23 protein-coding genes are annotated in these 23,215 nt (G+C 51.2%); 17 read left to right on the forward strand and 6 right to left on the reverse strand.

Annotated elements, in window-relative coordinates:
* Positions 1 to 9: 9 nt before the first annotated feature.
* The 5 genes from RJP21_RS16945 to RJP21_RS16965 all read left to right on the forward strand — a co-directional run bounded on the left by RJP21_RS16945 (position 10) and on the right by RJP21_RS16965 (position 6,559).
* On the forward strand, positions 10 to 1,140 hold the full coding sequence (locus tag RJP21_RS16945) for an FtsW/RodA/SpoVE family cell cycle protein (RefSeq protein ID WP_310860325.1): 1,131 nt from the start codon (positions 10 to 12) through the stop codon (positions 1,138 to 1,140).
* Between the two features lie 263 nt (positions 1,141 to 1,403).
* Entirely contained in the window at positions 1,404 to 2,564 is a 1,161-nt protein-coding gene (locus RJP21_RS16950) for a type III polyketide synthase (RefSeq protein WP_310860326.1), read from the forward strand.
* Entirely contained in the window at positions 2,557 to 3,294 is a 738-nt protein-coding gene (locus RJP21_RS16955; protein ID WP_310860327.1) for a methyltransferase domain-containing protein, read from the forward strand. Before RJP21_RS16950 ends, RJP21_RS16955 begins: the two co-directional genes overlap by 8 nt.
* Before the next feature lie 18 nt (positions 3,295 to 3,312).
* Positions 3,313 to 4,476, forward strand: a complete 1,164-nt coding sequence (locus tag RJP21_RS16960; RefSeq protein WP_310860328.1) for an NAD(P)/FAD-dependent oxidoreductase — start codon at positions 3,313 to 3,315, stop codon at positions 4,474 to 4,476.
* Complete coding sequence (locus RJP21_RS16965; RefSeq protein WP_310860329.1) at positions 4,469 to 6,559, forward strand: MMPL family transporter; 2,091 nt, start codon at positions 4,469 to 4,471, stop codon at positions 6,557 to 6,559. The genes RJP21_RS16960 and RJP21_RS16965 overlap by 8 nt, the downstream gene beginning before the upstream one ends.
* A gap of 37 nt (positions 6,560 to 6,596) precedes the next feature.
* On the opposite strand, the gene coaA is transcribed toward RJP21_RS16965, so the two are convergent.
* Positions 6,597 to 7,520 (reverse strand): type I pantothenate kinase, encoded by a 924-nt coding sequence (coaA, locus tag RJP21_RS16970; protein ID WP_310860330.1) that lies wholly within the window; start codon positions 7,518 to 7,520, stop codon positions 6,597 to 6,599.
* A gap of 288 nt (positions 7,521 to 7,808) precedes the next feature.
* Between coaA and RJP21_RS16975 the strand changes: the two genes are divergently transcribed.
* From RJP21_RS16975 to RJP21_RS17000, 6 genes are all read left to right on the forward strand, one after another.
* Complete coding sequence (locus RJP21_RS16975; protein WP_160042063.1) at positions 7,809 to 8,744, forward strand: DNA-binding transcriptional repressor DeoR; 936 nt, start codon at positions 7,809 to 7,811, stop codon at positions 8,742 to 8,744.
* Between the two features lie 193 nt (positions 8,745 to 8,937).
* Positions 8,938 to 9,606, forward strand: a complete 669-nt coding sequence (gene deoC / locus RJP21_RS16980; protein WP_310860607.1) for a deoxyribose-phosphate aldolase — start codon at positions 8,938 to 8,940, stop codon at positions 9,604 to 9,606.
* A gap of 160 nt (positions 9,607 to 9,766) precedes the next feature.
* Positions 9,767 to 10,948: a NupC/NupG family nucleoside CNT transporter gene (locus RJP21_RS16985; RefSeq protein ID WP_310860331.1), complete on the forward strand. Its 1,182-nt coding sequence runs from the start codon at positions 9,767 to 9,769 to the stop codon at positions 10,946 to 10,948.
* Positions 10,949 to 10,989: 41 nt separating this feature from the next.
* On the forward strand, positions 10,990 to 12,171 hold the full coding sequence (gene deoB, locus RJP21_RS16990; protein ID WP_310860332.1) for a phosphopentomutase: 1,182 nt from the start codon (positions 10,990 to 10,992) through the stop codon (positions 12,169 to 12,171).
* 41 nt (positions 12,172 to 12,212) lie between these two features.
* Entirely contained in the window at positions 12,213 to 12,920 is a 708-nt protein-coding gene (gene deoD, locus RJP21_RS16995) for a purine-nucleoside phosphorylase (protein WP_160042055.1), read from the forward strand.
* Between the two features lie 43 nt (positions 12,921 to 12,963).
* A complete protein-coding gene (locus RJP21_RS17000; RefSeq protein ID WP_310860333.1) occupies positions 12,964 to 14,265 on the forward strand; it encodes a pyrimidine-nucleoside phosphorylase in 1,302 nt (433 codons plus the stop codon).
* Positions 14,266 to 14,526: 261 nt separating this feature from the next.
* On the opposite strand, the gene RJP21_RS17005 is transcribed toward RJP21_RS17000, so the two are convergent.
* Complete coding sequence (locus tag RJP21_RS17005) at positions 14,527 to 14,940, reverse strand: DUF4190 domain-containing protein (protein WP_397386232.1); 414 nt, start codon at positions 14,938 to 14,940, stop codon at positions 14,527 to 14,529.
* A gap of 99 nt (positions 14,941 to 15,039) precedes the next feature.
* Complete coding sequence (locus RJP21_RS17010; protein ID WP_310860335.1) at positions 15,040 to 15,915, reverse strand: AraC family transcriptional regulator; 876 nt, start codon at positions 15,913 to 15,915, stop codon at positions 15,040 to 15,042.
* 199 nt (positions 15,916 to 16,114) lie between these two features.
* Between RJP21_RS17010 and RJP21_RS17015 the strand changes: the two genes are divergently transcribed.
* From RJP21_RS17015 to RJP21_RS17035, 5 genes are all read left to right on the forward strand, one after another.
* Positions 16,115 to 17,173, forward strand: coding sequence for a Gfo/Idh/MocA family protein (locus RJP21_RS17015; RefSeq protein WP_310860336.1), 1,059 nt, complete (start codon positions 16,115 to 16,117; stop codon positions 17,171 to 17,173).
* Positions 17,170 to 18,027 (forward strand): sugar phosphate isomerase/epimerase family protein, encoded by an 858-nt coding sequence (locus RJP21_RS17020; protein WP_310860337.1) that lies wholly within the window; start codon positions 17,170 to 17,172, stop codon positions 18,025 to 18,027. The genes RJP21_RS17015 and RJP21_RS17020 overlap by 4 nt, the downstream gene beginning before the upstream one ends.
* A 30-nt stretch (positions 18,028 to 18,057) precedes the next feature.
* Positions 18,058 to 18,930: a sugar phosphate isomerase/epimerase family protein gene (locus RJP21_RS17025; RefSeq protein WP_310860338.1), complete on the forward strand. Its 873-nt coding sequence runs from the start codon at positions 18,058 to 18,060 to the stop codon at positions 18,928 to 18,930.
* A gap of 289 nt (positions 18,931 to 19,219) precedes the next feature.
* On the forward strand, positions 19,220 to 19,645 hold the full coding sequence (locus tag RJP21_RS17030) for an SRPBCC family protein (protein WP_310860339.1): 426 nt from the start codon (positions 19,220 to 19,222) through the stop codon (positions 19,643 to 19,645).
* A 2-nt stretch (positions 19,646 to 19,647) separates the two neighbouring features.
* The gene (locus RJP21_RS17035; RefSeq protein WP_310860340.1) at positions 19,648 to 19,980 is read left to right on the forward strand and encodes an ArsR/SmtB family transcription factor; all 333 of its coding nucleotides are present in this window, start codon (positions 19,648 to 19,650) and stop codon (positions 19,978 to 19,980) included.
* Positions 19,981 to 20,073: 93 nt separating this feature from the next.
* Here RJP21_RS17035 and RJP21_RS17040 read toward each other — a convergent pair whose 3' ends face one another.
* The 3 genes from RJP21_RS17040 to RJP21_RS17050 form a co-directional block, all read right to left on the reverse strand.
* Positions 20,074 to 20,718 (reverse strand): helix-turn-helix transcriptional regulator, encoded by a 645-nt coding sequence (locus tag RJP21_RS17040; RefSeq protein ID WP_160042037.1) that lies wholly within the window; start codon positions 20,716 to 20,718, stop codon positions 20,074 to 20,076.
* Positions 20,719 to 20,834: 116 nt separating this feature from the next.
* Positions 20,835 to 21,074, reverse strand: a complete 240-nt coding sequence (locus tag RJP21_RS17045; protein ID WP_160042035.1) for a DUF362 domain-containing protein — start codon at positions 21,072 to 21,074, stop codon at positions 20,835 to 20,837.
* An 18-nt stretch (positions 21,075 to 21,092) separates the two neighbouring features.
* Positions 21,093 to 22,169: a P-loop NTPase gene (locus tag RJP21_RS17050; RefSeq protein WP_310860341.1), complete on the reverse strand. Its 1,077-nt coding sequence runs from the start codon at positions 22,167 to 22,169 to the stop codon at positions 21,093 to 21,095.
* Between the two features lie 500 nt (positions 22,170 to 22,669).
* On the opposite strand from RJP21_RS17050, the gene RJP21_RS17055 reads away from it, so the two are divergent.
* Complete coding sequence (locus RJP21_RS17055; RefSeq protein WP_373309159.1) at positions 22,670 to 23,035, forward strand: globin domain-containing protein; 366 nt, start codon at positions 22,670 to 22,672, stop codon at positions 23,033 to 23,035.
* Positions 23,036 to 23,215 lie beyond the last annotated feature (180 nt).

A 23,215-nucleotide genomic window follows, 5' to 3' on the forward strand; every position in this document is an offset into this window, starting at 1 on the left:
GGTCTTCCTATGTTCAACATCCGCAACATTGCCAAATTGGACAAATCGACGCTGTTCGTTGTCCTCTGCCTTGCGTCCGCGGGCACGTTTGTTATTTACAGAGCCACTGCGGATACGCATTTAAAAGGTCTTCACTTGTATAATATTTATCTGTTTATCGCGTTTTGCATTCCGATGTTATGCCTTGCTCTGCTGGATTATCGCGTTCTTTTGGGCAAGATGTCCTATGTTTTATATGGAATCGGCATCGTGATGCTGCTTCTGGTTAAGATTGCCGGAGAAAATATAAACGGGGCGGCCCGATGGCTGAGCATAGGAGGGTTCCAGCTGCAGCCTTCCGAATTGGCAAAAATATCTTCGATATTGCTGATTGCTCATTTATTGGGGAAGCGAAATGGTCAAAAGCTCCGTTTATACCAGGATGTATTACCGATATGCGGCGTTTTTTTGATTCCGTTTGTTTTGATCATGAAGCAACCGGATTTAGGCACTTCCCTCGTTTTCCTGGGCATTCTGTTAAGCATGCTGTGGATCGGCAACATCCGTTCGTTGTATATGCTTGTTTTCATCGGAGTAGTCATTCTTGCCATTGGGACGATATTGTGGCTGTATTATGCCAATTTCGAGTTGTTGTCCAAAATCGTGCAGCCGCATCAATTGGCGAGAATCCAGACCTTTCTGGATCCCGCCAGCGATCCCGATAAATCTTGGCATGTGAAAAACGCGATGAAAGCCATCGGTTCGGGCGGATTGGACGGCAGCGACGGCTCGTACGTACGAAGAGGTTTTATCCCTTATGTGTATTCCGATTCGATTTATGTCGTCATCGGGGAGGAATTTGGCTTTATCGGCTCTGCGGCGTTGCTTTTGTTGTATATGCTTCTCGTGTACCGAATGGTGCATATCGCCATGGAAAGCAGAGATTATGCGGGTTCCTATCTTGTAGCCGGTTTTATCGGGATGCTGGTCTTTCAGGTTTCCGTTAACATCGGTATGCATATAGGCATTTTGCCTTTGACAGGTATTTCACTGCCGTTCATCAGTTATGGGGGCAGCTCGTTGCTGACCAATATGATTGCGATCGGCCTTATTTTGAGTGTTCATGCCCATAAGGATGAAAAAGATATTATGAACGTTTGATGACCAAAAAGGACCATTTCGAATGTGTCCTTTTTTCTGTGATTTTTCATATTTTATCCTTTTCAGGAATAGACTTGTCTCACGAACTCTTTTATTTGATGCCCCGTTCCTTGACCTGCTTTTTGATAATCATAGAAATTTTAAGGTTGGAGCGAAGTTCATCCATCCGATGATCGCAAGACTAAGCTCCGCTAAACGCGGTTTGTCTTCCGCGAAAGTACGCCGATAGATGTTATTCTTATCATTGAATGAGGGGGAGAAGGATGAAGGACCCCATATTTGCCGGCAGAACGGCCATAACCGGAATCGGTACGAGCATCCCGCCGTACAAATTGGAACAAGACAAGGTTTTTCAGAAGATTGAAGATTCCTGTAAATATCATTCGGATCTTATGCGATGGGCCCGGAGAATCTTCAGGCAAAACGGCGTCGAATCGCGGTATACGGTTGAACCGGATTTTCTGCGGCCGGCCGGAGAGTGCCGCTATCTTCCCGATGGGCCGGGTGTACCGGTTCCAACGACGGCGGAGCGGATGGGCAGCTATGAACGGGAATCCGTTCCTCTCGCCGTTCATGCGGCGCGGGAAGCGATGGCCGATGCCCGGATTCACCCGGAAAACGTAACCCATCTTATAACGGTCAGCTGTACCGGGCAGTTTCTGCCTGGACTGGATTCCATATTGCTTCAGGAATTGGGGTTGTCCATGCGCGTGAACCGCATACCGCTCCAATTTCAAGGATGCCATGCCGGACTTAAGGCGATCCAGTTGGCCAGGAATATCGCGGAAAGTATGGAGGAGCACACGGTGCTCGTCGTCTGCGTCGAACTTTGCACCATTCATTTTCAGCCGCCGACCTCTCGCGATGCGCTGTTCGGGGCTTCTTTTTTCGGCGATGGCGCATCGGCCTGCGTTATCCAAGCCGCCTCAAGCCGTCAGGAGAACGTATTTCTCCTTGGACAAGGCCATTCCGTGCTTGTGCCGGATTCGCGGGAAGAGATGATCTGGCGGGTTGGGGATCATGGATTTGACTTATACCTGTCTCCGGCGATTCCTAAGCTGCTTAAAAGTTTTTTGCGGGAAGAAATCCAATTTCTGCTTGACGATCGGGAGCTGCCGTTTCTTTGGGCCGTGCATCCCGGGGGAAGAGGAATCGTTGACGCCGTGCAGGACATATTTGCCCTGAACGACGCACAGGTTTCATTCAGCCGCAACGTTCTCAAGCATGTCGGGAATTTATCCTCCGCCACGATATTATTCGTATTCAAAGAAATGAAAAACGAGCTGGTCAAGCAGCGAAAAGCACAAGCCGAAGGAATCTCGCTTGCATTCGGGCCGGGATTGACGGCTGAACTTCTGGCATTTACGTATGCAGCCAAGAAGGAATCGCCAGAGGAATCAAGGAGCGAAAGCATGTATGTTTAGGGCGCTGTCCAGCCGTTCGGCAAAAGAAGAATATATGGACGATTTTGCTGCAGGCGGGGAAGAGCTTACGGAAGCGCTTCGCCATCTGCGCAGATTAAACCGGATCTTCGCAGCCTCCGGGCCGATGTTAAACGGCGTTAAGGAATTATGGAGATGCTCGGGCCGTCCGGACCAGCTTCACCTCATGGATATCGGTGCAGGATCGGGGGAAATGAACCGCCGCATTCTCCGCTGGGCGGATCGAACGGGAATCCGCATCCGAATCACGTTGGTGGACATGACGGAAGAGGCATGCCGCGAAGCTGACCGAATTTTCCAAGATGAGCCGCGCGTACGCGTCGTTCGGCAAAATGTGTTCGACATCGGGCATGCCGCAGCCGATATGCTGATTTGCTCGCAATTTTTGCATCATTTTCCGGATGACCGGCTGACGGAAGTGGTGGAACATATGCTGAATTCTTCCAAGCTCGGCATCGTCGTCAGCGACATTCATCGCCATTGGGTCGCCTGGTCAGCCGTTTGGCTGGCAGCACGCCTAATTTCGAAAAACCGGTATATCCGCCATGACGGACCGCTTTCCGTTGCGAAAGGCTTTCAATCCCGGGATTGGGAGCGTTTAAGATGTTCGCTGAAGCAGCAAGGAAGCTACCAATTAAGATATCGGTGGAAGCCTTTGTTCCGATACCGTGCCATCATTATGAAGGAAGATTCATTGCCGGAAGTTGAATAAAAGAGGGAGGTAGGTGGAATGCCGGACGCGATCGTCATTGGAGGTGGACCGGCCGGAAGCGGTCTGGCCATCCGTCTCGCACACCGCGGTTGGGAAACGCAGCTGTTTGACCGCCAGCGTTTTCCGCGGCATAAAGCCTGCGGCGAATTTCTATCACCGGAAACGTTAGGAATGTTCAGGGAGCTTGGCGTGTACGATCAATTGGAAGCGCTGCAGCCCGGAAAAATCACGAATGCGCGCATCGTGTTCAGATTTGGCGGCGTCGTTGAAGCCAAGCTGGAACGGCCTGCATGGGGACTCAGCCGATATGCGATGGATAAGATTCTGTTAAAGGCGGCGGAAGAAGCGGGCGTACGTGTGCATACGGGAACTTCGGTATCCAGCATCGCCTCCGATGCGGAAGGCTTTCGCGTTGGTACGCGCACCGGCGGCATGTCCGCAATTTCCTATTCCCGAACCGCATTCGCGGCCTGGGGCGTACATCCCCGCGCGGACCTTGCCGAGAGAAGCCTGGATCGGCGCGAGAAAAAAGCCTATATCGGGCTTAAAGCCCATATCAGCGGGATACGGCTCGACGCGTCCGTTGAGCTTTATTTCATTCACAAAGGATACATCGGCATTTCGCCCGTCGAAGGCGGAAAATGGAACGTCGCGGCATTGCTGCCGCTGGACGGGATCCGCAAAAAAGGAAGCTCGGTCCGGGAGCTGCTGCAGGCGGCTGCAGCGGAAAACCGGCTTCTTGCGGAGCGGCTTCACGGCGGCGTCCTGATTCCGGATACGGAAGTATCCACCGCGCCGGTCTATTTGTCCTTCAAGCCCCAAGCGTGGGGGATCGTTCCGCAGATCGGCGATGCCGGCGCGATGATTCCTCCGCTTTTTGGTGACGGCATGTCGGCCGCGCTCCGCTCAGCCCGCAGATGCGCCGATTACGGTGATCTATATCTGCGAGGCGACATCACGATGGAAGCATGGAAAGCCGGTTATCTTCTGGATATGCAAAAGGAATACGCCCCTATTTTGCAATGGGGACGATTGCTGCAGACGCTGGCGAACATGCCGGTCGTGCCGCGTTTGTTTACGGCGTGCGCGCGTTTGTTTCCGCAGCTTGGCCCTTATGTGGTACAGGCCACCCGGATGGGCGGCAAAACGCCTCTGTCGAGTGGGAACGATGCGTATGGGTGAACGGTTACATCTTTTCGTATATCGCCATTCGGGTGCGATCGTGGCATGCTGGACGGCGATTTTTATTATGTTCGGCTCGTTTTCAGCGATGCTTCCATCGGTTGTCAAAGGGCCGGGATTGTATACGCGCGGATCGGCGTACGAGGTGCAGCAACTAATAAAAGACAGGTTCGGAATGCCGGAGGATCCAATCATCGTCGTTTTCGAGAAGCAAGGAGCCGTTTCCGATACCCGTTTTTCGGCTGTCGTCCGGAGTACATTGGAAAAATTGGGCGGTTTGCATGGAATGACCTTCATGATGTCACCGCTTGAACACGATGAGCTCATGGTACGTGATGCGGCTTATGCGATGCTGGGTTTTGACCCGTCTTCAAATGGTCGGGACGAGATAAAGCAAATTCGGGACCGACTGCCCCGGTACGAAGACATTTCCGTTGCATTAACGGGAAAAACGGTTGTTCAAGAGGATGTCAACCAGGCGAGCATGGAAGATTTTGAACGGGCGGAGCGGTTCGGCATTCCTCTGGCATTCCTCGTATTGCTGTTTTCGTTCGGCGGTTTTTTCTACGCGCTCATGCCGGTCCTTATGGGATTGTTGTCCGTCTCGACGGCGATGGGTTTGGTTGCGGTTCTGGGGCGCATTTTTGATTTGGAGCTATCCAATTTCGTTCTGAACGTCATCCCGATGACGGGTTTGGCGCTTTGCCTCGACTACGCATTTATTGTGATCAACCGTTTTCGTGAAGAGTTGGAGAAGGAAAGTCTTGAAAAAGCGCTGCAAACGGCGATGCGTACGTCTGGGAGAGCGGTTTATTTTTCGACTGTGTGCGTCTTGTGCGGACTGGCCGCCGTGGCGTTGATTCCGATGCCGATGTTCCGGAGCGCGGCTTTCTGCGCCATGTTGACCGTGATTCTGGCGGCTGCCGTAAATTTGAGCCTGGTGCCGGCGATGCTGCTGCTCTTTTCGCCATGGCTCAAGCGGAAACGTTTCACGCGTGCTTACCATTCTCGGAGTTATAAGCTCTGGGCATTTTGGGCCGATATCGTCATGCGCAAACCCGGCAGGATGTTGGTTGCGGCATGCTGTATCATGCTGCTGCTTGTTTTACCTACATTCCGGTTGACGACAGCCGTTCCCGATGCAAGTTCACTCCCGCCCGGGACGGCATCGAGGGAAGCGGATGAGGCGATCCGGAATCATTTCCGGCAGAATGGCGTTTCGGAGGTGCTGCTTGCGGCGCAATCCGCCAACGGGAAGTTTACTTCGGAAGAATGGAGAGAAATCGCGGGATGGATAAAGCAAATACAAAACGACTTGTCGGTTATGAGCGTTAAACCGTGGCCGGGAAGCTTCCAATCGAACTTGAAATCATCCGCCAATGCGACGGCCCTTTTTCGCATCTCATTAATGGGGGAACCGGGATCATCGGAGGTAAACGAATGGCTGCGGGTGACGGAAAACAAGGCCAAGCAAGCGGGACTTCGCATAGAATTGGGCGGGGAGGCCAAGTCCCGGCAGGAAGTGGTCGATGCGATTGCAGACGTTTTGCCCAATATGCTTTTGTTGATCGCAGGCACCAATGCGCTTGTTTTGTTTGCGGCGTTCCGGTCGGTTTTGATCCCCCTGAAAGCCATTCTGATGAACATGCTCAGCATTGCGGCCTCGTTTGGCGTATTGGTGATCGTATTTCAAAGCGGATTCGCCGGGCAAACACCTGAAAACATCGCGATTATGGTCCCGGTCTTTGTCTTTGGTTTGGTTTTCGGCGTGAGTATGGATTATGGGGTGTTTTTGCTGTCGCGGATGTCGGAAGCGTTTTGGGAAAAGGGAGATGTCGTCGCGGCGATCAGGGAAGGACTGGCTTCTACCGGCAAGCTGATCACGGCGGCGGCGGCCATTTTGATCGCCGTGACGCTGCCGTTTGCTTTTGGCAAAGTGGAGGGGGTCAGGCAGCTCGGCGTCGGAATCGCTGCGGCGGTTTTTATTGACGCGACGCTGGTCCGTCTGCTCATGGTGCCGTCGTTGATGAAGCTGCTGGGGCATTTCAATTGGTGGGTGCCGCGCTGGTTCCGTTCGCGCTGAACGTTCGGCGGCACCCATGATGGGAATGACCGATGATCTATTTGCGCAGCAGTACTTTATCGATCAAATGGTCGGAGCCTTTTTTGATGATCATTTTCGCGCGCTCTTTCGTAGGCAATATGTTTTCATGCAAATTTTTGGCGTTGATGTCCTGCCATATTTTGGCTGCAGTATTGATCGCTTCTTCTTCCGAAAGGGCGGCGTATTTATGGAAATACGAGCGCGGATCCTGAAACGCCGAGTCGCGGAGCAGCAGAAACCTTTCGATATACCATTTGCGGATGTTCGTTTCGTCCGCGTCGATGTAAATGGAAAAGTCAAAGAAGTCGCTGACGAAAAACGGTTCGCGGGTGTTCACCTGCAGGACGTTGATCCCTTCGACGATCAAAATGTCCGGCCGATCCACCAACTGCGTGCGGTCGTTTAACACGTCATAAGTGAAATGGGAGTACAACGGCGCCTCCAAGGCCGGTTCACCCGACTTGACGCTGCTGATGAAATGCATCAGCTTGTTGATGTCATAGCTTTCGGGAAAGCCTTTTTTGTTCATGATGCCTTTGGCTTCCAGCACCCGGTTGGGATAAAGGAATCCGTCCGTTGTGACGAGATCCACCTTAGGATGCTCAGGCCAATGCGACAAAAGAGTTTGCAGCAATCTGGCCGTCGTGCTTTTGCCGACGCTTACGCTTCCGGCGATGCCGATGACAAACGGTGCTTTGGTGCCGGGGACGCTCAAAAAAGAATTCATTTTCGATTGAAGCTGCATAAAGGCGGTGACATATACATGGATAAGCCGCGCAAGCGGCAAATACACCTCGGAAACTTCTTCAATCGCAATTTTTTCGTTTAAACCCTTTAATTTTTCGAATTCCTCTTCCGATATGGTAAGGGATGGCAGATCACGGGACAACGCCCAGGATGTCCGGTCAAACTCAAAGTATGGGGAATATGTATTTTTCATGATCGCTCGCTTTCTGTCCGGCCTGGAAGGGCGGGCCCGCGCGTCTTGTATTTCATCGTCCTTTTTCGGGGGCCGGGCTTGTCTTTAACAATATACGTCAATCCGCCATTTTTGTTATACTGTTTGTGACGGAAAATTCACATTTACTATCTTATCAAATAAACGGCGCCGGAAAAAGCATATCTTTCAAGAAGGAATCGGGCAAACGTACAGGAATTATATTTAGGATCGGATGCGGAATCGCAAGACCAAAGAGACTAGAGAGATAAAGACGGGTGATGATCACGAATGGACATAGAAAAACAACGATTGTCGATAGAAGCTGCGAGACTTTACTATCAATCGGACTTCAGTCAGCAGGATATCGCGCAGCGGCTCGGCGTATCCCGTCCGACGGTATCGAGGCTGCTGCAGTTCGCGAAGGAACAAGGGTATGTCAGGATCGAAATCGTGGATCCGCAGGAAGACTCGCACATGTTATCGAAAAAGCTGGAGCAAAAATACGGCCTTGATACCGTCCAAGTGTGTTATTCGCCGTTGAATACCTACGAGGAGATTCAAAAGCATATTGCTAAACAAACCGCGGATTACCTGCATGAAATCGTCCAGGATAAGGATATTATCGGGGTAACCTGGGGAACGACGATGTTCGCGGTCGCCCGGCAGCTGCAGCCCAAGAGCGTAAGGGGCGTCGAGGTCGTGCAGCTGAAGGGAGGCGTCAGCCATTCCCATGTCAACACGTACGCTGCCGATACGGTGAATCTATTTGCCGAAGCCTATCAGACGGTGGCGAGATATCTTCCGCTGCCGGTTATTTTTGACAATATTGCCCTGAAGCGCATTGTCGAGGAGGACCGGCATATCAGCCGGATCATCGAGCTGGGCAAGCAGGCGAACATTGCCGTGTTTACGGTCGGAACCGTTAGAGAGGACGCGCTGCTTTTCCGGCTGGGGTATTTTACCGATGAAGAGCAACATCTCCTGAAAAAAAAGGGGGTCGGAGACATCTCCTCCCGTTTCTTCGATAAGGACGGAAATATTTGCAGCGAGGAAATCAATAATCGAACGGTCGGGATCGATTTGCAGGAGCTGCGGAAAAAGGAAAAATCCATCCTCGTCGCCGGCGGGCAAAGCAAGGTTGACGCGATTCGGGCCGCGCTCGCAGGGAAGTACGCGAATATTTTGGTCACGGATCAATTCACTGCCCAATCCCTTCTTGTATAAAGAATGCAAAATCTGCCATAGGTACATATGGCAGATTTTTTTTGCGCAAAATAGGCGGGTAATTCCACTTCTTCCGTCATGAACATAATTTCAAGACAGTGTTTACATATGTTCTGGCGAGTGTTATGATAGGTCTGCAGCAACGAAAGAATGATAGAAATTTTGGGTAATTATTGTTGAAGGAGATGACATGATGGCAAATCTTGCAGGTATGATCGATCATACGTTGCTTCGCGCGGATGCAAGCCAAAGCGAAATCCAAAAACTGACGGAAGAAGCGAAGAAATACGAATTTGCTTCCGTATGTGTAAACCCGACATGGGTTAAATATGCTGCCGAACAATTAAACGGCACCAATGTGAAAGTGTGCACCGTCATCGGTTTCCCTCTGGGAGCGACGACTTCGGCCGTCAAAGCGTTTGAAACGCAAAACGCGATCGAAAACGGCGCCACCGAAGTGGATATGGTTATCAACATCGGCGCATTGAAGGATAAGCAGGACGCTTTTGTTGAACAGGACATTAAAGCCGTCGTTGATGCGGCCAAAGGAAAAGCGCTTGTTAAGGTCATTATCGAAACCAGCCTTCTTACGGATGAAGAAAAAGAGCGCGCTTGCCGCTTGTCCGTGAAAGCGGGTGCAGACTTCGTCAAAACTTCCACCGGATTTTCCACGGGCGGAGCGACGCCTGAGGATGTCCGTTTGATGCGTCAAACGGTGGGTCCGAACATCGGCGTCAAAGCCTCGGGCGGCGTGCGCAGCCTTGAAGACATGAACAAAATGATCGAAGCCGGCGCCAACCGGATCGGAGCAAGCTCCGGCGTGAAAATCATGGAGGGCGGACAGTCTACGTCTTCTTATTAATACGGCTGACGGTTTCAATCTTGCCGGCCGTAAAGCGGAGATAATTGGATAAGCCATGCTCCGCTTTTTCATGAATGCTATGGAAGCGCTTTATGAAAATAACTTTTCAACGCAGGCATCATAAGAATCTTTAAACTAAAATCAACATAGGGAGACAGCCATGAAATATTTGATTGCGGTATTAGGTTTACTCGTTGTGTTCGCACTGTCTTTTGTTGCCAGCAATAACAAGCGTGGCATTCGTTATCGTCCGTTGATCATCATGGTTATCCTGCAACTCATTCTGGCGTTTATTTTGCTGAATACGGTTGTCGGAACCGCGCTGATTAAAGGATTTTCGGATATTTTCAAAAACTTGCTGGATTTTGCCGCGGAAGGCATCAATTTCGTGTTCGGCGGTATTGCCAACGAAGGGCAAGCTCCGTTCTTCCTGAACGTGCTGCTGCCGATTATCTTCATTTCCGCTTTGATCGGCATTTTGCAATACTTCAAAATACTGCCGCTGATCATTCGGTTCATCGGTCTCGTGCTCAGCAAGATAAACGGCATGGGCAAGCTCGAATCCTACAATGCCGTTGCTTCGGCTATTTTGGGACAATCCGAGGTCTTTATTTCCGTCAAAAAACAGATCGGCTCGCTGCCGAAGCATCGTTTGTATACGCTTTGCGCATCCGCGATGTCGACGGTCTCCATGTCGATCGTGGGCGCGTACATGACCATGATCAATCCGAAATACGTCGTGACTGCCCTCGTCCTGAACTTGTTCGGCGGCTTCATTATTGCTTCCATCCTGAATCCATACCGGGTAACGCCTGAAGAAGACGAGCTTCAAGTGCAGGAGGAGTCGGAAAAACAATCGTTTTTCGAAATGCTGGGAGAATATATCATGGACGGTTTCAAAGTCGCGATTACCGTGGCGGCGATGCTTATCGGTTTCGTAGCGCTGATCGCCATGATCAACGGCATCTTCAACGGTATTTTCGGCATTTCCTTCCAGGAACTTCTCGGTTACGTCTTCGCGCCGTTTGCTTTCGTGATGGGCGTGCCTTGGAATGAAGCGGTGGAAGCCGGCAGCATCATGGCAACGAAGATGGTATCCAACGAATTTGTCGCCATGCTGGATCTCGGCAAACATACGGCAATGTCCGCGCGGGCCGTCGGCATCGTATCGGTGTTCCTCGTATCGTTTGCGAACTTCTCGTCCATCGGCATCATCGCCGGCGCAGTGAAGGGATTGCATGAGAAGCAGGGCAATGTCGTGGCCCGTTTCGGCCTGAAGCTTTTGTACGGCGCGACGCTCGTCAGCGTGCTTTCCGCAACGATTGCCGGAGTGTTTTTGTAAAAACAGATGCGTTATACTCATAGATGAAGGAGTGATCATAAATGGCAGACTTTAAACGCGTACATTTGATCGTAATGGATTCGGTAGGGATCGGCGAAGCGCCAGACGCCGCCCAATTCGATGATTTCGACGTCGATACGCTCGGCCACATCGCGAGAGAACGGAACGGTCTGAACATGCCGAACATGGCCAAGCTCGGCTTGTCCAACATTCGGGAAATCCAAGGCGTCGAAAAGGCCGGCAAACCGCTTGCCTACTACACGAAGATGCAGGAAAAATCCGCAGGCAAAGATACGATGACCGGACACTGGGAAATTATGGGCCTGTATATCGATACGCCGTTCCGCGTTTTCCCTGACGGTTTTCCGGATGAACTTATCAAGCGCATCGAAGAAAAAACCGGACGCAAGGTCATCGGCAACAAGCCGGCAAGCGGTACGGAAATCATCGACGAGCTTGGCGAAGAACAGATGAAGACCGGAGCGCTGATCGTCTACACATCGGCGGACTCCGTATTGCAGATCGCCGCGCATGAAGACGTGATTCCGCTCAAAGAGCTTTATGAAATCTGTGAATTTTGCCGCGAAATCACGTTGGATGATCCGTACATGCTGGGCCGCATCATCGCACGTCCTTACGTGGGCCAGCCGGGTTCGTTCAAACGTACGGCCAACCGCCACGATTACGCGCTGAAGCCGTTTAACCGCACGGTGATGAACGAGCTGAAGGACGCGGGCTTTGACGTCATCGCGCTCGGCAAAATTTCCGACATCTATGACGGGGAAGGCGTTACCGAGGCGATCCGTACGTCCTCCAACATGGACGGTATGGACAAATTTATCGCGACGATGGACAAGGACTTTACCGGCCTCAGCTTCCTGAACCTGGTCGATTTCGACGCGCTGTACGGACACCGCCGCGATCCGCAAGGGTATGGCCAGGCGCTTGAGGATTACGATGCGCGCCTGCCGGAAGTTTTCGCAAAAATGACCGACGACGATCTGCTGATCATCACCGCGGACCACGGCAACGATCCGACTTACCGCGGTACGGACCATACGCGCGAATACGTGCCTCTGCTCGTCTATTCCCCGCGTTTCAAAAACGGCGGAAGCGAGCTTGCGCTGCGGAACACGTTTGCGGACCTCGGCGCCACCGTGGCCGACAACTTTAAAGTAACGATGCCGGAATACGGCACCAGCTTCCTTAAAGAGTTGAAATAATCGACGCATTCCTATCAAATACCTGTCGGGAGGACAAATTCATGAGTACACATATTGGAGCAAAAGCCGGCGATATCGCCGAAACGATTCTGCTGCCTGGCGACCCGCTTCGGGCGAAATACATCGCGGAAACGTATCTGCAGGATGTGACCTGCTACAACGAAGTGAGAGGGATGCTTGGTTTTACGGGGACATATAAAGGCAAAAAAGTTTCCGTTCAAGGCACGGGCATGGGGATTCCGTCCATCAGCATTTACGTGAACGAGCTGATCAACGAATACGGCGTCAAAAACCTGATGCGTGTCGGCACCTGCGGCAGCATGCAGAAAGACGTTCATGTCCGCGACGTCATTTTGGCGCAGGCGTCCTGCACGGACTCCGGGGCGAACCGCCATTATTTCGGAGGATATGATTTCTCGCCGATCGCCAGCTTCCAGCTGCTGAAAACAGCTTACGACAAAGGCGTAGAAAAGGGACTGAAGCTGCATGTCGGCAACGTGTTCAGCTCGGACATTTTCTACCGCGACGACAAATCCGTCGTTGAAAAGCTGATGCAGCACGGCATTCTCGGCGTGGAGATGGAAACAACCGCTTTGTACACGCTCGCGGCCAAATTCGGCGTCAACGCGCTTACGCTGCTCACCGTCAGCGACCATCTGCTGACAGGCGAAGAAACAACGGCGGAAGAACGCCAAACGACGTTCAACGACATGATGGAAGTTGCGCTCGAAACGGCAATCACGCTGTAAGTTATCATAATTATTATCCTTTGAAAGAGAGGCATTGCTACCTATGAGAATGGTCGACTTGATTGAAAAGAAACGTGACGGCGGAGAATTGACAACGGAAGAAATCAATTTCATCATAGAAGGCTATACGAAAGGGGAAATTCCTGATTACCAGGTCAGTGCCTTGGCAATGGCGATTTTCTTTAAAGACATGACCCAGCGGGAGCGCGCCGATTTGACGATGGCCATGGTCCATTCCGGCGATACGATCGATCTGTCCGAGATCGAAGGGATCAAGGTCGACAAGCACTCCACGGGCGGCGTTGGCGATACGACGACGCTGGTGTTGGCACCGCTGGTCGCCGCGCTTGATATTCCCGTAGCCAAAATGTCCGGCCGCGGCTTGGGCCATACCGGCGGAACGATCGACAAACTCGAGTCCATCGAAGGTTTCCATGTGGAAATCGAACGCGAACAGTTCGTTGAACTGGTGAACAAGCATAAAATCGCGGTCATCGGCCAAACCGGCAACCTGACCCCTGCGGACAAAAAACTGTACGCGCTCCGTGACGTAACGGGCACGGTTGATTCGATTTCCCTGATTGCCAGCTCCATCATGAGCAAAAAAATCGCCGCAGGCTCCGACGCGATCGTGCTTGACGTTAAAACAGGCGCCGGCGCGTTCATGAAAACGGTCGACGATGCAAAGGCGCTCGCGCATGCGATGGTCAGCATCGGCAACAACGTCGGACGCAAAACGATGGCCGTCATCTCCGATATGAGCCAACCGCTCGGTTTTGCCATCGGGAACTCCCTTGAGGTGAAAGAAGCCATCGACACGCTGAAAGGCCAAGGGCCAAAAGATCTCGAAGAACTGTGCCTGGCACTCGGCCGCCAAATGGTGTATCTGGCGAAGAAAGCCAATTCGCTCGAGGAAGCGGAAGAAATGCTGAAGGAAGTCATCCGCAACGGAAAGGCGCTTGAGAAATTCAAGGAATTTATCCGCAACCAAGGCGGCAACCCGGACGTGGTGGATCATCCCGAAAAACTTCCGCAAGCGAAATACCTCATCGAAGTTCCTGCGAAAGAAGACGGCGTAGTAGCGGAAATCGTCGCCGACGAAATCGGAACAGCGGCAATGTGGCTTGGAGCCGGACGTGCTACCAAAGAATCGGAAATCGATTTGGCCGTCGGCCTCATGCTGAACAAAAAAATCGGGGATCGCGTGAAGAAAGGCGAATCGCTCGTCACGATTCATGCCAACCGTGAAAACGTGGATGACGTCATGAACAAAATCTACGAAAACATCCGCATCTCCGACCATGCCGAAGCACCTGTATTGATTTACGGAACGGTGACGGAATAAAATCCGGTATAATTGCTATAAAAGCTGCCCATATGGCCTTGATGGCCGGGGCAGCTTTTTTATATAGCGCAAATCAAATTCGGTTAGCTTTGTTTCCGGTTGATTATCCATCAAAAAACGTCGCTGCCAAGGACACATTATGAATAGGCGGGGTTTCTCGAGAATAAAGGGTTGTGCGATAAATTGGGCCTTGTACTTCCTTATATGTGCAAAAAAGGATTGGAGCTTTCGCTTCAATCCTTTTTACTCTCTGATACTGTTTTATCCCATGTTCAACGACGGAATCGACGAAAGCACGTCATAGTAGTCGGTAGTAGCGCCAATGGCCATCAGGGCGATAACCAGAATAACGATAATGATGCCGTATAACGCGGTTCCGATAATGCCGCACACGAGCCCTCCGATGGCTAGGCCGCGTCCGCCTTCTTGTCTCTGCTTGATTTCCTTAAAGGAGAGGCAGGCGAGAACGATGGCGATAATGCCGAGGATGAGGCCGACGTACGGGATCATCAAGCTGAGAATGCCGAGCACGAGCGCTGCGATCGCCTTGCCGTTCGTCTTCGGCGGCTGCATCGGCGGCATTTGTTGATACTGGTTAAACTGACCGGATGAATATGGATCCAAAGAATTGTTCCTCCTCAAATTGAAACTATATGTATGAAAGATATCAAACATTCAGAACTATTATACCCAGAAAAAAGGAGATTGACCATGCAAAATCCCTATTTTTATTCGACAATATTTGATTTCTTGCACAAACCATGAAAATTTCATTTAGATATGAAAGTTTTTACGCATTTCGGAAGGAGAAACATGCTTATATTTTTTGAAAGAACGGCTGAAATAATAAATATCTTTAAAGCCCGTCGATAACGCGATTTCGGAAATGTTCATGCGCGAGTTGCGGAGCAGGTATTCTGATTTGTTGATCCGCAGCGTATTAATATAATCCGTAATGGTGCGTCCGGTCAGCTCCTTGAACAGCCTGCTGAAATGGAACCGGCTTAGGCCCGCGAGCCCGGACAACTGGTCGACGCTAAGATCCTCCGGGTAATGCTCTTCGATATATTGAAAAACGGGCGTAAAGCGCTCCAAATTTTTCAGCCGCTGCTGGTCTTCCTCCGTCGACAATTTATTCGTTCCGTAACGGCGCAGCAAAATGGTTAAAATGCGGTACAAATAGGATTTGATCGACAGCTCGTAGCCGAGTTCGCGCTGGTTCAGCTCCTGGATCAGGGAAGAAACGCAGCTGATGATCTCGGCATCGCCGGTGATTTTGCTGGCGAACAAAATCCGGTTTTGCGAAATCGGCGTGATGAATTTGGTTTCGATCGCATCGATCGAGTGGCTGTGCAGCAGCTTGATGTCTATGATCATCGCATAATAGACCAAATCGTCGCATTGGCTGACCCCGTAATGAAGATCGTTGCTGTTGATGACCACCAGATCCCCTTCGCTAACTTCGTAAGGAACGGAATTCAGCTCGATCATCGCGGACCCTTTTGTGAAATACAGGAATTCGAGATGATTGTGCCAATGATGGTTAAACAGCGTAATTCCGTATTCTTTGGCGGTCGTATGGTGCACTTTGATCGGGAAGAAGCGGTTGGGCATATCCATCGGTTCTAAAAGTGAAAGGGGTCTTTCCATATCGGTCACCTCAAAATCGCACAATTATACAAATAAACAGCAAGGCTCTGCATGGCAGACGAATCTAGAAATATTATAATTCAAAGTAAGAAAAACATCTATCAAAGTACTTCAGCGAGGCCGACCGCATCATACAAAATAAACCGCCGAAGCGCTTCGCAAAAAGTATGAAAACGAGTAAAAGGAGCGTCGAATTCGAATGAGCAAAATCAAAGTAGGGATTATCGGTGCGGGTTCCATTTCCGAATCGCACATGAATTCGTACCAAAAAAACCCGGATGCCGAAATCGTGGCCATCTGCGACCTGAACGAACAAAGAGCGAAAGCGGCCGCACAAAAATACGGCGCAGCGCACACCTATACAGATTACAACGAGCTGCTCGCCAATCCCGACATTGATGCCGTCAGCATTTGCACATGGAACAATTCCCACGCGGAAATCAGCATCGCTGCGATTAAGGCAGGCAAGCATGTTCTGGTGGAAAAACCGCTGTGCCGCACCGTTGAAGAGGCGTTGAACGTGCAAAAAGCGGTACGCGCAAGCGACAAGCTGCTTCAAGTCGGCTTCGTTCGCCGGTATGACCCGAACATCGGCATGCTGCAGGGATTTATCCAAAACGACGAGTTCGGTGAGCTTTATTATGCAAAAGCTTCGATTTTGCGCCGCCTTGGCAATCCGGGCGGATGGTTCGCGGACAAGGAACGCTCCGGCGGCGGACCGCTGATCGATATCGGCGTTCACGTCATCGACCTCTGCTGGTACATGCTGGGCAGACCAAAAGTGAAATCGGTTACAGGAAACGTTTATCATAAGCTTGGCAACCGCTCGAACGTCAAACATTTGTCCTTCTACAAGGCCGCCGATTACGATGCAAACAAAAACACGGTCGAAGACCTCGCAAATGCCCTTATCCGCTTTGAGAACGGCGCATCGCTGATGGTGGACGTCAGCTTCTCCCTGCATGCGAAAAAGGATGAGTCGGCGGTTCGCCTCTACGGTACGAAGGGCGGATTCGAAATCGATCCGGAAGTGGTGATCGTGACCGAAAAGAACGACGTCATGGTCAACATCGAACCGCAAATCGATTACAAAGGTTTTAACTTCGCAGCCGCGTTCCAAAACGAAATCGATCAGTTCATCCTGAACATCCAGAACAACAGGGAGCCGATGAGCCCGGTGGAAGACGGATTGGAACTGATGAAAATATTGACGGGCATTTACGAGTCCGCCGAAAAAGGAGTCGAAATCCAGCTATGAAAGTGGGAGTAAGCACGTACAGTTTGTACCGTCCCGTGCATGAAGGGAAAATGACGATTCTCGAGGCCATCGAAAAAATCGCGGAAATCGGGGGAGAGCACGTGGAGATCGTGCCGATCGGTTACTCTCTGTCCGACAATCCCGAACTGACGGACCAAATCGTGGCCAAAACGAAGGAAGTCGGCATCGATGTTTCCAACTATGCGATTTACGCCAACTTCGGCGTCGACAGCGACGAAGAAATCGCCAAAGAGATCGAACGCGTCAAAAAAGAAGTGGACGTCGCCGCCCGGTTGGGCGTCAAGCTGATGCGCCATGACGTCGCAGGCCGCAGCGACACCTCCATCAAGCAGTTTAACGGGGAGCTTCCACGTCTGGCCGAAGCATGCCGCCAGGTTGCGGATTATGCGGCGCAATACGGCATCACGACAAGCGTCGAAAACCACGGGTACTACATTCAAGCTAGCGACCGCGTGCAGGCGCTCGTTCAAGCCGTGGACCGCCCGAATTTCAAAACGACGCTCGACGTCGGCAACTTCATGTGCGTCGACGAGGATCCGGTCATTGCCGTCCGCAAAAACCTGCCGTTTGCGTCCATGGTGCACATCAAGGATTTCTACCTGCGCCAAGCATCCCAGGATCCGGGCGAAGGATGGTTCAAAACGGCTGGAGGCAATTTCTTAAGAGGAGCCATCGCCGGGCATGGCGACATCAACCTGCGTGAATCGATCCGCCTCATCAAGGCATCGGGTTACGACGGATATCTGTCCATCGAATTCGAGGGCATGGAAGACGCGGTACAAGGAACGCGAATCGGATTGGAAAACGTGAAACGCTTCTGGAACGAAGCATAAACATACAAATTTGAAAGGAGTCAAATCGATATGAACAATAAAATCGGCGTTATTGTAGACAGCTTTCGCGCAGGCGTTAGGGAAGGGCTGCAGCGGGCCAAAAAGGTCGGAGCGGACGGCGTTCAAATCTATGCGGTAAGCGGGGAAATGGACCCGGCAAACCTCTCTGCGGCGCAGCGCAAAGAGCTGAAAGATTACATCGCTTCGCTTGGCTTGGAAATTTCCGCGCTTGTCGGCGATCTGGGCGGTTATGGTTTCCAGGATAAGAGCGTAAACGCGGAGAAGATCGAAAAATCAAAGCGGATTCTCGATCTGGCCGTCGAGCTGGGCACTTCCGTCGTGACGACGCATATCGGAATCGTGCCTGAAGACCGGAACAGCGAAATTTACCAAAACATGCATGATGCCTGCGAAGAGCTGGCTTCGTACGCGACAAGCATGAACGCCTATTTTGCGATCGAGACCGGTCCGGAGCCGTCCGCAAGATTGAAGGAGTTCCTTGACGGGCTTGGGTCCAAAGGCGTTTCCGTCAACTTCGACCCTGCCAACATGGTTATGGTTACGGGCGACGATCCCGCGCAAGGCGTATACAACCTGAAGGATTACATCGTCCATACGCATGCCAAGGACGGCATTCGTTTGCGTGAAGTGCCGGCCTACTACATTTACGAATCCCTCGGTTATGACGCGCCTGTGAACGAAAACAACACGTTTGTACCGGGCGAAGGGCAATATTTCCGCGAAGTTCCTCTCGGCGAAGGCAGCGTCAATTGGACGGAGTACCTGAAAGCGCTCAAGGATATCGGATATACCGGATATTTGACGATCGAACGCGAAGTGGGCGAAGATCCGGAAGCGGACATTTCCAAAGCGGTACAATTTTTGAAACAGTTCAGAGGTTAATGCGAAGCGTTTTACGGCGAAAACAGTGGACGTGTTGCGGATTATTCCGCGGCGCGCCGCTGTTTTTTTGTTCAAACCGAAATATGGAATACTACCCTAAAAGGGCAAGGCAAAAATTGGACTTGATATGAAACCAAATGGTTGTATATAATAAAACAGAAATGAAACCAAAAGGTTTCGCATCAGAATGTCAGTCAGCAACGTCGCCGTCGATGACCGGTGGTCCGCGCTGCGTTTTCGTCATATCGACTTTGTCAAATCCAAAAAATAATCCGGGAGGAATAAGACGATGGAAACCGTAAAACCAGGGGCTATGCCCGATATTCGTTACACCGGCGTATTTAAGGCGCCGATTCAAAAGGTATGGAAGGCGGTCGCTACGGCGGATGGCCTGTCGGCATGGTTTATGCCTAACGATCTCGAGCCTGTCGTAGGGCATGAATTCCACCTCAACGCGGGACCTTACGGGATGTCTCCATGCAAGGTGACGGAGGTGGACGAGCCTTACAAAATTTCGTTCCGCTGGGGAAAGGACTGGACGCTGAGCTTTGAATTGAAGGACTTGGAAGGCCAGACCGAAGTAACGCTCATCCATTCCGGCTGGAACGAGCATACGCTGACCGAATTCGGACAACCTCATCCCGTTATTCGCGGCGTGATGGACAAAGGCTGGTCGGGTCTGCATCAAAAACTGGGTGCATACGTCGAGGGGTAACCATGGGAGAACCGCAGGCCAAACACGACGTGTTTCAGGCGATTGCCGATCCGACGCGCAGACGGCTTCTGAAGCTTCTGGCCGATCAAGAAATGCCGGTGACGGTCATTAGCGGCCATTTTCCGATGAGCCGTACGGCGGTGTCGAAGCATCTTCGCATATTGTCCGAAGCGGGATTGGTAAAGGAGAGAAGGGTTGGAAGGGAAAACAGGTACCGGCTCGATCCGGAGCCACTGCAGGAGATTAAACAGTGGTATGCCTACTTCGAACGGTTCTGGGAAAACAAATGGGCTGCGCTGCAGCATTTCGTGGAATCGGACGACCCGGACCAGTAAAGAAAAACGTTCATAAAAACGATAAAAAACCTCGCATGAACCAAGCTGCATTCCTTGTGTCGGGAATACGGGCTTCCGGACATCCGGCCCGGATCAATGCGAGGTTTTCTTTTTGTTTTTAAGCGTATAAGCGCATTTTTTGTCGCCTTGTGCCAGGCATTCGGTACGTACCACTTCGGCCCCCAGCAGCGATTCGAACATTTTCATTTCGCAGGTGCAGGCGTGGTTGTATTTTTTGGCGATTCGCGATATCGGACAGTTGTATTCCAATAACGCATATTCATCTTCGCTGTTTTGTTCAAGCTCGACCATATACCCGTTGTCGTTCTGGATTTCAGCCAAAATGGCGACCTTTTCGCCAAACGATTTGCCCTTCATTTTGGCCGCATGGTTCTTTTGGAGCGATTCGCTGCGGCGTTCGAACAATCGGTCGACCATCGCCGAACCCGCGTCCAATTCAAGCTCGCCAAGAAGGTCCAACGTCAGCGTATGGTATTTGTTCGGGAAAAAGGACTCGGCTTGATCTGTCAAATGATAAATCGCCGTAGGCCTGCCCATCGGCTGCCGAATCGTTTTCGATTCGATCAAACCTTCTTTCTCCAGCGTGTTGATATGCCTGCGCACAGCCATGCTCGTAATCCCGATGAACTCGGTAATCTCCTTGGCACTGAGCTCCCCTTTGGTTTTCAGCAGCTGCAGGATTTTGTCCCGGGTTGAAATATCCAGTTGTTGGTTCATTTTCATCACCGCCTGTTCTGCTTTTTCCTTAAGCTCTGGTGCAAAGTGCATAACAGCCTGCCGACACGGGGATCAACAGGCTGCAACCACTCGAAATGTATCGTTTGTTTATCGAATTATCTGTTTTTGTAGAAGTTTTCGGCTTTTTCGATGTATCCTTTTTCTTCTTCAGGCAAATCCGCGTCGTAATATACCGCGCCGACAGGGCAAGCCACTTCGCATGCTCCGCATTCGATGCAAATGTCGGTGTCGATGAAATACTGATCCGGACCTTCCTCGATGCAATCTACTGGACAAACATCCACGCAATCGGCCGCTTTTTCATCGATGCAAGCCGAGGTAATAACGTATGCCATTTCTTTCACCCTTTCTGTTTAGTTCGCATTTTTGCTGTTCATAATTTTTGATGCCATATCCATAAAAATATGCCACTGTTCGCTGTTTTCGTCAAACAGGGTCGAAGCCGCATCGGCGCCATCCGGCGTATCGGCTGATTGAATCGGGATCTCCGCCAACAGTTCCGTGTTCAGCTCTTCGGCAAGCTTTTGCCCGCCGCCGCGGCCGAACAGATAATGGCGTCTGCCCTCCGGATCCTTAAAATAGGACATATTTTCGACGACGCCAAGAACGGGGTGGTTCGTCTGCAGCGCCATTTCGCCGGCTCTGGCTGCAACATGGTGCGCCGTCTTATGAGGCGTAGTCACCACGATTTCGGCGCATTGCGGAATCCGGTTATGGACATCGAGCGCAACGTCGCCGGTTCCCGGCGGCAGATCCAGGATGATATAATCCACGGAGCCCCATTCCACTTCGTTCAGGAAGGTGCCGATCATTTTTCCGAGCATCGGGCCTCTCCAGACGACGGGTTTGTTGCCTTGGACGAAAAATCCCGTCGAAATGACCTTCATGCCGTGGCTTTCCACGGGAGCGATCCGGTTGCCCTGCTTTTGCGGCAGCTCCTTGATCCCGAGCATTTCCGGGATGCTGTGTCCGTATATGTCGGCATCGATGATTCCTACGCGGTTGCCTTGCTTGGCCAAGGCTCTGGCCAAATTGACGGTAACGGTAGATTTTCCGACGCCGCCTTTACCGCTGGCCACGGCAATAAACGTCACGCCGGAACCTTCGGATAGAAGCGGGGAATTCATCAGCGTCGGGGCACGGCGCACCGATTTGTTAAGCTTAATAGCTATAATATCATTTTTTTCTTCATTTGAAATCGTTTTGAAGCGTATGTGAATATCGGTAATTCCTGTCTTTTGCACCGCACGGGTGATTTGCTCTCTAAGCTCCTGCTCCCGGGAAACGGAATCGGGGGGAAGGAGGACGGTCATGGCTGCACGATCCTTGTTCGTGGTAATATCCCGGATCAGCCCGATGTCCGTGAGCGGCAGCTGGTGCTCTTCGTCTTTAATATGGGCGATGGCCGCGACCAGATCTTCTTTCGTCAAATGTTCTCACCTTCAATCCACTTCGATCTTTAACACAAAGTATGTCCATTATATCGCAAACCTTTACCGGATTCGCTTGACTGTACCATGCCTGCATGTAATGAAGCCAAGGAAACCAAGGAAACCAAGGTTTGAAAAACCGCTTGGAACGACCGCGCGCACAATTCAGGACACGGTAATTGTAGAACACGCAACGAATATAGTCAACATATATGTATAAAAAGTAAAACAATATTCATGATCCGTACTTGACAAAGGGTTTAAAGGATTATAATAATTAATATACATTTATGTATACTAATTAGAATGGCTGCGATTGGCAAAAGCGCCGTTCATGAATATGGAAAAGCCGCCTGTCCGTTTTTATGTATTCGGGGATGCGGCGAACATTCCTCATTTCCGGAAGGAGGCTTTATTTTTTTATGAATTCAGACCGCAATAAAGGCGCTGAAACGCAGCCGGGAGAAACGGCGCGGCGGCCGATATCCTACTACGAGCAGATGGGCGGGGCGGAGACGATACGCGCCATCGTTGAAGCGTTTTACCCGAAAGTCGTTGAACATCCGCTGCTTGCTCCGTTGTTTCCGGAAGACATTCGGCCCGTTATGGAGAAACAGGAAATGTTTTTGACGCAATATTTCGGAGGGCCGCAGCTTTATACGATGAAAGAAGGCCATCCCCGCATGAGGGCAAGGCATATCCGGTTCCCGATCACGCCGGACCGGGCGACCGCTTGGCTTAGCTGCATGCAGCAGGCGATGGACGAAGTCGTGGAAGACTCCGCGCTGCGCGAGCAGATGATGGAGCGTCTGGCTATGACCGCATATTTCTTCGTAAACACGGACGAACAAGAGGCCGATATGTAATTTTTCGCTATACAAGCTGCGTTTTGGACGGATATGGGAATAAGATAGGAAGTGTAAGCAACTTAATGTAACGGCAGAAAACGGCTGAAGGAACACTCCCGTTACCGGCAAAATAAAGCGAACATCACCATAGGGGCATTGCCAAACCGGATCCGTGGGATCCTTGCATGTTGCGGCGCC

It is taken from the genome of Paenibacillus sp. VCA1 (genome assembly GCF_031583795.1).
Lineage (GTDB): Bacteria > Bacillota > Bacilli > Paenibacillales > Paenibacillaceae > Paenibacillus_AQ > Paenibacillus_AQ albilobatus.

Excerpts from the sequence above, each read along its gene's own strand:
- RJP21_RS16945 (WP_310860325.1), top strand. The coding sequence starts at position 10 with ATGTTCAACATCCGCAACATTGCCAAATTGGACAAATCGACGCTGTTC.
- RJP21_RS16950 (WP_310860326.1), top strand. The coding sequence starts at position 1,404 with ATGAAGGACCCCATATTTGCCGGCAGAACGGCCATAACCGGAATCGGT.
- RJP21_RS16955 (WP_310860327.1), top strand. The coding sequence starts at position 2,557 with ATGTTTAGGGCGCTGTCCAGCCGTTCGGCAAAAGAAGAATATATGGAC.
- RJP21_RS16960 (WP_310860328.1), top strand. The coding sequence starts at position 3,313 with ATGCCGGACGCGATCGTCATTGGAGGTGGACCGGCCGGAAGCGGTCTG.
- RJP21_RS16965 (WP_310860329.1), top strand. The coding sequence starts at position 4,469 with ATGGGTGAACGGTTACATCTTTTCGTATATCGCCATTCGGGTGCGATC.
- coaA (WP_310860330.1), bottom strand. The coding sequence starts at position 7,520 with ATGAAAAATACATATTCCCCATACTTTGAGTTTGACCGGACATCCTGG.
- RJP21_RS16975 (WP_160042063.1), top strand. The coding sequence starts at position 7,809 with ATGGACATAGAAAAACAACGATTGTCGATAGAAGCTGCGAGACTTTAC.
- deoC (WP_310860607.1), top strand. The coding sequence starts at position 8,938 with ATGGCAAATCTTGCAGGTATGATCGATCATACGTTGCTTCGCGCGGAT.
- RJP21_RS16985 (WP_310860331.1), top strand. The coding sequence starts at position 9,767 with ATGAAATATTTGATTGCGGTATTAGGTTTACTCGTTGTGTTCGCACTG.
- deoB (WP_310860332.1), top strand. The coding sequence starts at position 10,990 with ATGGCAGACTTTAAACGCGTACATTTGATCGTAATGGATTCGGTAGGG.
- deoD (WP_160042055.1), top strand. The coding sequence starts at position 12,213 with ATGAGTACACATATTGGAGCAAAAGCCGGCGATATCGCCGAAACGATT.
- RJP21_RS17000 (WP_310860333.1), top strand. The coding sequence starts at position 12,964 with ATGAGAATGGTCGACTTGATTGAAAAGAAACGTGACGGCGGAGAATTG.
- RJP21_RS17005 (WP_397386232.1), bottom strand. The coding sequence starts at position 14,940 with ATGTTTGATATCTTTCATACATATAGTTTCAATTTGAGGAGGAACAAT.
- RJP21_RS17010 (WP_310860335.1), bottom strand. The coding sequence starts at position 15,915 with ATGGAAAGACCCCTTTCACTTTTAGAACCGATGGATATGCCCAACCGC.
- RJP21_RS17015 (WP_310860336.1), top strand. The coding sequence starts at position 16,115 with ATGAGCAAAATCAAAGTAGGGATTATCGGTGCGGGTTCCATTTCCGAA.
- RJP21_RS17020 (WP_310860337.1), top strand. The coding sequence starts at position 17,170 with ATGAAAGTGGGAGTAAGCACGTACAGTTTGTACCGTCCCGTGCATGAA.
- RJP21_RS17025 (WP_310860338.1), top strand. The coding sequence starts at position 18,058 with ATGAACAATAAAATCGGCGTTATTGTAGACAGCTTTCGCGCAGGCGTT.
- RJP21_RS17030 (WP_310860339.1), top strand. The coding sequence starts at position 19,220 with ATGGAAACCGTAAAACCAGGGGCTATGCCCGATATTCGTTACACCGGC.
- RJP21_RS17035 (WP_310860340.1), top strand. The coding sequence starts at position 19,648 with ATGGGAGAACCGCAGGCCAAACACGACGTGTTTCAGGCGATTGCCGAT.
- RJP21_RS17040 (WP_160042037.1), bottom strand. The coding sequence starts at position 20,718 with ATGAACCAACAACTGGATATTTCAACCCGGGACAAAATCCTGCAGCTG.
- RJP21_RS17045 (WP_160042035.1), bottom strand. The coding sequence starts at position 21,074 with ATGGCATACGTTATTACCTCGGCTTGCATCGATGAAAAAGCGGCCGAT.
- RJP21_RS17055 (WP_373309159.1), top strand. The coding sequence starts at position 22,670 with ATGGGCGGGGCGGAGACGATACGCGCCATCGTTGAAGCGTTTTACCCG.